This is a genomic window from Aeromonas allosaccharophila (assembly GCF_000819685.1).
Taxonomy (GTDB): domain Bacteria; phylum Pseudomonadota; class Gammaproteobacteria; order Enterobacterales; family Aeromonadaceae; genus Aeromonas; species Aeromonas allosaccharophila.
In genome coordinates, this window is sequence record NZ_CDBR01000001.1 from 20,790 (window position 1) to 27,487 (window position 6,698).

Annotated in this window: 9 protein-coding genes; 6 read left to right on the forward strand and 3 right to left on the reverse strand. The window is 54.3% G+C overall.

Annotation, left to right across the window (positions count from 1 at the left end; all coding sequences use genetic code 11):
* Positions 1–13: 13 nt before the first annotated feature.
* Both trbB and BN1115_RS00110 read right to left on the reverse strand, forming a co-directional pair.
* Positions 14–973: a P-type conjugative transfer ATPase TrbB gene (gene trbB, locus BN1115_RS00105; protein ID WP_042655545.1), complete on the reverse strand. Its 960-nt coding sequence runs from the start codon at positions 971–973 to the stop codon at positions 14–16.
* Between the two features lie 226 nt (positions 974–1,199).
* Positions 1,200–1,595 carry a transcriptional regulator gene (locus BN1115_RS00110; protein WP_042655546.1) on the reverse strand — a complete coding sequence of 132 codons (396 nt, stop codon included), beginning with the start codon at positions 1,593–1,595 and terminating at the stop codon, positions 1,200–1,202.
* A gap of 105 nt (positions 1,596–1,700) precedes the next feature.
* Between BN1115_RS00110 and BN1115_RS00115 the strand changes: the two genes are divergently transcribed.
* Together BN1115_RS00115 and BN1115_RS22740 are read left to right on the forward strand one after the other, a co-directional pair.
* Complete coding sequence (locus BN1115_RS00115; RefSeq protein WP_042655547.1) at positions 1,701–2,045, forward strand: single-stranded DNA-binding protein; 345 nt, start codon at positions 1,701–1,703, stop codon at positions 2,043–2,045.
* Positions 2,046–2,070: 25 nt separating this feature from the next.
* Positions 2,071–3,153, forward strand: coding sequence for a replication protein RepA (locus tag BN1115_RS22740; protein WP_244152174.1), 1,083 nt, complete (start codon positions 2,071–2,073; stop codon positions 3,151–3,153).
* A 734-nt stretch (positions 3,154–3,887) separates the two neighbouring features.
* Here BN1115_RS22740 and BN1115_RS00130 read toward each other — a convergent pair.
* Positions 3,888–4,646: a tyrosine-type recombinase/integrase gene (locus BN1115_RS00130; RefSeq protein ID WP_010676207.1), complete on the reverse strand. Its 759-nt coding sequence runs from the start codon at positions 4,644–4,646 to the stop codon at positions 3,888–3,890.
* Between the two features lie 419 nt (positions 4,647–5,065).
* Here BN1115_RS00130 and BN1115_RS00135 point away from each other — a divergent pair, with 419 nt between their 5' ends.
* The 4 genes from BN1115_RS00135 to BN1115_RS00150 are packed head-to-tail and all read left to right on the forward strand — an operon-like array spanning position 5,066 to position 6,565.
* Entirely contained in the window at positions 5,066–5,704 is a 639-nt protein-coding gene (locus tag BN1115_RS00135; protein ID WP_042655549.1) for a hypothetical protein, read from the forward strand.
* Positions 5,701–5,934, forward strand: a complete 234-nt coding sequence (locus tag BN1115_RS00140; protein ID WP_042655550.1) for an aspartyl-phosphate phosphatase Spo0E family protein — start codon at positions 5,701–5,703, stop codon at positions 5,932–5,934. Before BN1115_RS00135 ends, BN1115_RS00140 begins: the two co-directional genes overlap by 4 nt.
* A gap of 20 nt (positions 5,935–5,954) precedes the next feature.
* A complete protein-coding gene (locus BN1115_RS00145) occupies positions 5,955–6,293 on the forward strand; it encodes a hypothetical protein (RefSeq protein ID WP_010676210.1) in 339 nt (112 codons plus the stop codon).
* An 11-nt stretch (positions 6,294–6,304) separates the two neighbouring features.
* The gene (locus BN1115_RS00150) at positions 6,305–6,565 is read left to right on the forward strand and encodes a hypothetical protein (protein WP_010676211.1); all 261 of its coding nucleotides are present in this window, start codon (positions 6,305–6,307) and stop codon (positions 6,563–6,565) included.
* The last annotated feature ends 133 nt before the right edge of the window (positions 6,566–6,698 follow it).

Genomic DNA, 6,698 nt, shown 5'->3' on the forward strand with positions numbered 1-6,698 from the left:
TACTCCGTTTATTTCAGAGAGCTTTGGTTATGTAATGGCCATTGCTGTAACCAGAAACTTCGAGAATTTCTTGGACGCGCCGGCCTTCTGGGGTTCTGGCGATATGAACAACAACATGAACAGCCTCGCCAATTAGCGGTTCAATGGGTTTTGGTGAGTCAGGGTGCATGCTGATCAGCATGGCCAGTCTATCAAGGCCTGCCTTTGCGTTGTTAGCATGCAAAGTTGCTGCGCCACCCTCATGGCCTGTATTCCATGCCATTAACAGGTCAAGAGCTTCAGGCCCCCGCACTTCACCGACCAGGATTCTATCTGGACGCATGCGGAGAGTGGTTTTTAGCAGCATTGTCATGGTGACATCGAGGCTGGTGTGATACTGGACAAAATTCTCTGCAGCACACTGGATCTCACCAGTGTCTTCAATAATGAAAATTCTTTCGGAGTGGTCTGCAACAACCATCTGATGGATGATTGCATTTACTAGGGTTGTCTTACCGGAACCAGTTCCGCCAATGACCAGGATGTTTCTGTGTGCAAGCACTGCTTTTTCCAAAGCAGTTTTCTGGGCTTCTGACATAACCCCATCAGCAACATATTGATCGAGGGTAAAAATGGATACTGCTTTTTTTCGGATTGCGAATGTTGGCGCAGGTACAACCGGAGGAAGTTGGCCAGCAAAGCGCGACCCATCCAAAGGCAGCTCACCCTCCAAAATCGGCTTTTGGCGAGTTACTTCTTTGTTGTGATACCCCGCTATTGTTTCAATGATGGCCTGAGCCTGACCGGCCCTTAAAGAGCCTATACACGTCATCCCTTCTCCCAGGCGTTCTTGCCAAAGTCGCCCGTCCGAGTTGAGCATGATCTCCACCGTTTTAGGATCATTGAGGGCTGCAATCAGCACTGGCCCCATGTCTCGTTCGAGCTTTTTCTTCGCTCGCTCTTTGATGCTGTCAAACTCTTTTGATTCGGTCATGTCGGGTTAGCCCTTGAGATTCCCATGCTACAGCTCGTTACGTGGCATACGATATACCGAAACGCAATTTTGCACAACCACCGACGATATCGTAATGTGCTAGTGATATTCATCTTTATGGCTAAAACGCCAATGGCTGCGAGAGAGCGCAGCATTCAGCATGAATAAAGGGGAGGTCTAGGGGATTTTAGCGGCTAAAATGCGGTTTTCGACACGTGCTCCAGCTCTACCTTGGCGTATCAACTTGTCTTTTGGCTTTCAACTCATGTGATAGTTTTTTCTTGGTGTCGTCCCCCCACTTTTTCACAATGAAAGCTTTGTGTGAGGGAAGAATAACCGAAACACGTTCAAACCCTGCCGGCAAGCTACTAGGGGCTTTCCCCCCAGCCAGTACGTCAAGTGATTCCTGATTAAGATCTGTCGATTCGAGTAACAGAGGGAGTGGTGTATCTAAAGCCTTCGAAATGGCTTCCATAACCTTTAATGAGGGGTTGGCTTTACCGGTTGTAAGGTCAGATAAAAATGAAATGGATACACCAGAGAGTTCAGACAATTGATGCTTTGTCATATGTTGCTCATCTAAGATGCGGAGCACATTAGTGAAAAAGATGTGTTTATACAAAGACGCTTGCCTCCAGAAAAACGCAGGAAAATTTAGCCGCTAAAGTTGTTGAAACTGGCTTTTTGTTTAGCTAAACTAGAGGCCTTTAATCAAAGGAGATTGATTGTGAGCCATAACAGATTTCAATTTATCGGTAATCTTACTCGGGATGCCGACTTGCGACAAATCGAAAACGCCACCAACTGCCGAGCAACTATCAATCTCGCCGTCAACCGACCAAAACGCCCTGGGGACACTCCAGCCGTCGATTACTTTCGCATTAAGTGTTTCAATGCGTTGGCTGAGAACGCCGCGAAATATCTTGGTAAAGGCTCTGAGGTGTTTATCGAGGGCCGCATTGAGCAAACGAAGTATCAAAAAGATGCTGATACAAAACCCGAATACGGCATCGATTTCATAGCTGAAAAGATAGAGTACCTTAATACCAAAAAGCCTGCTGCATCACAGTAGGCCTTTTCAGTGACTCGGAGGCATCATGCCGGATAATCGTAATATGCAAGACTATCGTAGCCAATTAGTTGCTCGTGGTCTTTCTGAAGCTGATGCGGACGACATTATTTCAAAAATGTTGCATCAACAAGAGCAGTGTACCGTTGACGTGGAAACGGTTGATGAAGTTTCCGACTTTATGTTAACGCCACCACCTGCAGTTGCACAAGAAGCTCCTCCCCCCAAACCCCTAAGCGACCGGCAGCGTGAATTACTTGAAACTGGGGGGGCAATTAGAAGTACGCCCCCATCTGGGGATGACTTAACTTTCATGCACTCGCTCCTCTGCCAAGTCGGATTACCTCGGGCTAAAGTCGCGGGTCTTGAATTTGAACGTACTTGTGGTAGTGCTGGGTTGTACGTGAGGGCTGGGAAACTATGGGATGGGAAGCAGTTCGTTCAGCAGCCAGTCCCATATGGCCCAATGCCTAGGCTGGTTATGGCTTGGCTAAATACAGCAGCTTTACGGAACAAAAGTCCTGTGATTGATGTTGGTAGTAGTGCCAGTGACTTTCTCCGCAAGCTTGGGAAAGAGTCATCAGGCGGAAAGACAGGTAGTTATACCAATTTCAGAAAACAGATATCTGCTCTTTCGGCCTGCACCATGACTCTGGGCTATACGGCGGGCGGGCGGGCAATCACTTATGATGGAAAGCCGATCCAACAGTTTGAAGCTTGGCTGTCAAACAATGAAGGGCAACCTGCTTTGTGGCCTGGGGTTATTACCTTTTCACCCGAGTATTATCAGACTCTGGCTGAGCACGCCGTACCTCTTGATTTACGGGCTCTAAACTCGCTGACTGGTAGTGCTCTGGCCATGGATATCTATACGATGTTGGCGGATAGACTACACCGTATAAATGGTCGGCCTATCGTGCTGCACTGGCGTAATTTGAGAGATCAGTTTGGACAAGAATATATTGGGAAAAATGCTGAAAAGGATTTTAAAAAAAAGTTTCTAATTGGCCTCAAAAATGTCCTAGCCGTTTATCCGCAAGCTAAGGTAAGCCAAGTTAAGGGGGGGGTTCTCATGATGCCTAGCCCTCCACCTATCCCATATAAAAGGTGACAATTCAAACCCCGACAAGCTCGGGGTTTTTTGTTTGCGCCTTTACGCATAATCGGCCCCCTCCAAAAAGACTTGTTGAAAACACTGTTAAAACAACGAGTTATCCACGCATAATCGGCCCCCCCCTAAACCTATAAGGTTTTCCTTTAGTTTTACCTGTACTTTTTGCCTGTAGGAATTACCTATATTGGAACCAAAAAACTGAGGATAAAACAGCGATCAAAGCGAATAGAAAAAATTATCGAGAAAGCGGCCCCCGAAGGGGGAGGGCCCCCTTCTCAAGCCCACCCGGCCGCTTCGCGGCCTCCCATCCCCCCAGGGGCTATGCCCCTCGGCCGCTACGCGACCTCACCCCAAAAGATAGGGTAGTGCGCTTACGCTGCGCTAGCAGTCCATTGAAAACGAAACAACACTGACCACCAATAAGTTCATCTGATTCTGAGATACTGCAAGTTGGAACGCCAAGGAGGGGGGCCGATCCGCGATTCGTGATCTGGACGCCAGGGAAGGAGGGTTGCTGCTGGCCCGGGGGAGCTGTCGCGCAGCTGCAGGTGATCGCTGCCTCGATGGCGGGCGCTGGCCAGCTGGTCGCCGGCAGTGTGGATCTGGTGCACCTGGTTTCCATGGCGTTCGATGGCCATGGGGTACCTGTGAGCTCGCGCAGGGCCCCGGCTGTGCCGATGGCCACGGTACCAAGACAAGCCGTGATCTGGATGGTCTGGTTGCTGGCGTATTTATCCGGTTAGCAGCGGATTGCCCTCGTTCGCTACCGAAAAGCTCAACCCTATTTCACTCGCCGCCGCATCGAGCGCCAGCACCTGGGTATAGACTTCGGTACTTCGGATCGACCGGTGGCCCAGGTAGGCTTGCAGGCGCTTGATATGCGTGTTGCCGGCCAGTAAATGGTGCATGGCATACGAGTGCCTGAAAACATGCGGCGTCAGCGCCACCACCAACGTGATCCCCCTCCCCCTCAGTGCCAGCTCGGCCTCTTTCAACCAGTTCCTCACCGTCTGATCCGTCACTGTCCAGATCGGGGCCGACTTGGCCAGCCGAAACGTGCTCAGGTACTCGCGGGCCAGCTGGGCATAGGCCGGATCCAGCAGCGGCACCAAGCGTTTGACGGTTTCCCCCGCTCGGGGCCGGCCCTTGCCGCGCCGGCGCTGTTTGAGGGTGCGCAGCACCACGAACGGGCGCTGGCCATCGAGCTCGAAATCCCCAGGGGTTAACGCCAGGGCTTCATTGATACGGGCACCGGTGTTCCAGAGGGTGGCCACCAAAAAGCGGCGCTGCAGATCCGGCAGCATGGCCAGCACCGCGCCGACTTCGTGGGCCAACAGGTAACGGGGCGCGTCGGTGTGGGCGATGGCCAAGTTACGCAGTGCCGTGGCCACGCGCCATTGCTCGGGGTGGCCAGCGGGGCGCACCAGGGGGCCGCCGCCCTGGTGCAGGGTGGCCAGGGGGTGGCCATGGCCAAGCGGGGTGATCTGCATCGGGATCCTCGTCGTGGGGTCAATCGGTGATCGGCAGGATGCCAGATCCCGGGGGCGGCTGTCAGGGCCAATAAATCCGCGCCGGTGCGGCGCGGGTTTGGGAGTTTTGGCGCTTTGCGCGAAAGGTCAAAATCCAGGGGCGGCCCAGGACGGGCGGCGGGCGGGGGAGATCCTTGCGGGATCCACTAGATATAGTGGCCGGTCGCAGCTGCAGCGACACAATATATTGGGGTGCGGGGGTAGCCAAGGGGCATTTGGCTTTCTAGGCCAACGGCCAAAGTGCCAGGGAAAACCGGCCTGTGAGGCGACGATCACCTGCCCCCCTCCCCCAATGGGCGGCGGGCCTTGACAAAAAGGGCACAAAAGGGCACAAATGGGCACAAGGCCGCATCGGGTGGCCTCAGATCCAGGAGTTGAACATGTTGGAAGGATTGGAAGGTTGGCAGTTGCTGTGTCTCGCCGGCGCTCTGTGCGCAGGCATCGTGGTCGTGCGCGAGCTGATTGATCGGCGGCTTGAACGTGCCCAGGAACGGCTGCAGGGGCCCCAAGTGGCCAGGGTCTATTTGAACGGTATCGAGATCGGCAGCCTGCCGGTTGCCCAGCACAAGGCAATGCTGGCGCGGGCCCGCCGAGATTTCCGTCTGTACCTGTCTCAGGCGATCAATACGGTGCTGCTCGGGGGCCGCATGCTGCTGGCCCTGTTCGTATTCGTGCCGGTGGTGTGGCTGGCGGCGCTCACGTTGTGCCTGCTGGTCGAGCCGGTCGAGGCGGGAACCATCGTGAAGGAGCTGCTGGCCATCCTGCAGCAGGAGTCGGCTGAGAAGGTTGGCCTGTTTGTTCAGGGGGTGTTGCAGGCATCGCTGTTCCTGGCGGCGTTTCTGGTCGGCGTGTCGTATTTTATGAGTCACGGTCGCCTCTATGGCTATCGGGATGTGTTCAAGGAGGCGGTGCATTATCAGCTGCGTCAGGAGCTGGAAGCACCGGCCCATGGTGTGGTGTCTGTGCTGTATTGGGGTGTAGACCCTCAAGGGGACGAGCCTCGGGTGCATCAGGCATGAGTGAGCAACTGCGGCGTGAACTGGCAGCCCTGATCGCTCGCCACGGGCTGCACCATGCCAAGGTAGCGGAGCTGATCTGCACCCATGCAGACAAATCCTGTTCGGTGCGGGCGGTCAAAGCATGGCTGACCGATCCAGGAAAGCCGAGCGCTCGTCCGTGCAAAGAGTGGGCCCTGATCGCTCTGCGCCGTGGTTTGGGCTACCCCAATCCAGAGCAACCGACGATATGAAGAAACCGGAGACGAAACGAATGAAGAACCTGATATGGGCCATGGTAGCGGTGAACCTGTTGGCGGGCTGCGATACCTTTGAGGACATGGCCAGCGCCCAGCAACCCAAGCATATCGAGATCAGCGCGGGCAAACAGGTGCAGATCGATGGCCAGAAGGTGGCCATCGCCGGCACCAGCCAGTGCTTGGCCGATACCAGCCGGCACGATTGTATCGTGATCACCCCCGATACTAAGGTGGTGGAGGTACTGGTTGGTTATCCTGGGCAGCCGCGACGCGAAGCCTGGACAGTTAACCAAGTGGGAGATCAGCGCCTGCTGAAGTCGGGCAAGGGCAGCATAGTCATATCAGCGAATTGAAACGAGGAACAATGATGGAAACTGCAAAATTGATTTTGGCTGTGTTGGGTGCGGTATGGACAACCTTGGGAACCGGTATTGTGGCGCTGTGGCTCCTACAGCTAGGAAAAAAGGACGCCAGACTTCGGGGATACGGGCAGGGTTGGGCAAAGCTGCAATGGCTCGTACTGCTGGTTATGGTGTTGGTCATGGGTTGGCATGCTTACAGAGTAACCCACCCCAGTAAGGACGAAGTGCAGTGGAAACAGGAAGTCGGTGATTACGGTCTGTGAACAACTAAGGCGAATCCAGCCCCTATCTGAATGCCGGTTACTGCCGGCACGAGCGAAGCACCCCGCCCACTTGGCGGGGTGCTTTTTTCTTGACGCCAGGGAGGGAGGGTAGTTGCTGGCCCCGGGGGAACGG

Excerpts from the sequence above, each read along its gene's own strand:
- trbB (WP_042655545.1), bottom strand. The coding sequence starts at position 973 with ATGACCGAATCAAAAGAGTTTGACAGCATCAAAGAGCGAGCGAAGAAA.
- BN1115_RS00145 (WP_010676210.1), top strand. The coding sequence starts at position 5,955 with ATGAAGAACCTGATATGGGCCATGGTAGCGGTGAACCTGTTGGCGGGC.
- BN1115_RS00140 (WP_042655550.1), top strand. The coding sequence starts at position 5,701 with ATGAGTGAGCAACTGCGGCGTGAACTGGCAGCCCTGATCGCTCGCCAC.
- BN1115_RS22740 (WP_244152174.1), top strand. The coding sequence starts at position 2,071 with ATGCCGGATAATCGTAATATGCAAGACTATCGTAGCCAATTAGTTGCT.
- BN1115_RS00130 (WP_010676207.1), bottom strand. The coding sequence starts at position 4,646 with ATGCAGATCACCCCGCTTGGCCATGGCCACCCCCTGGCCACCCTGCAC.
- BN1115_RS00150 (WP_010676211.1), top strand. The coding sequence starts at position 6,305 with ATGATGGAAACTGCAAAATTGATTTTGGCTGTGTTGGGTGCGGTATGG.
- BN1115_RS00135 (WP_042655549.1), top strand. The coding sequence starts at position 5,066 with ATGTTGGAAGGATTGGAAGGTTGGCAGTTGCTGTGTCTCGCCGGCGCT.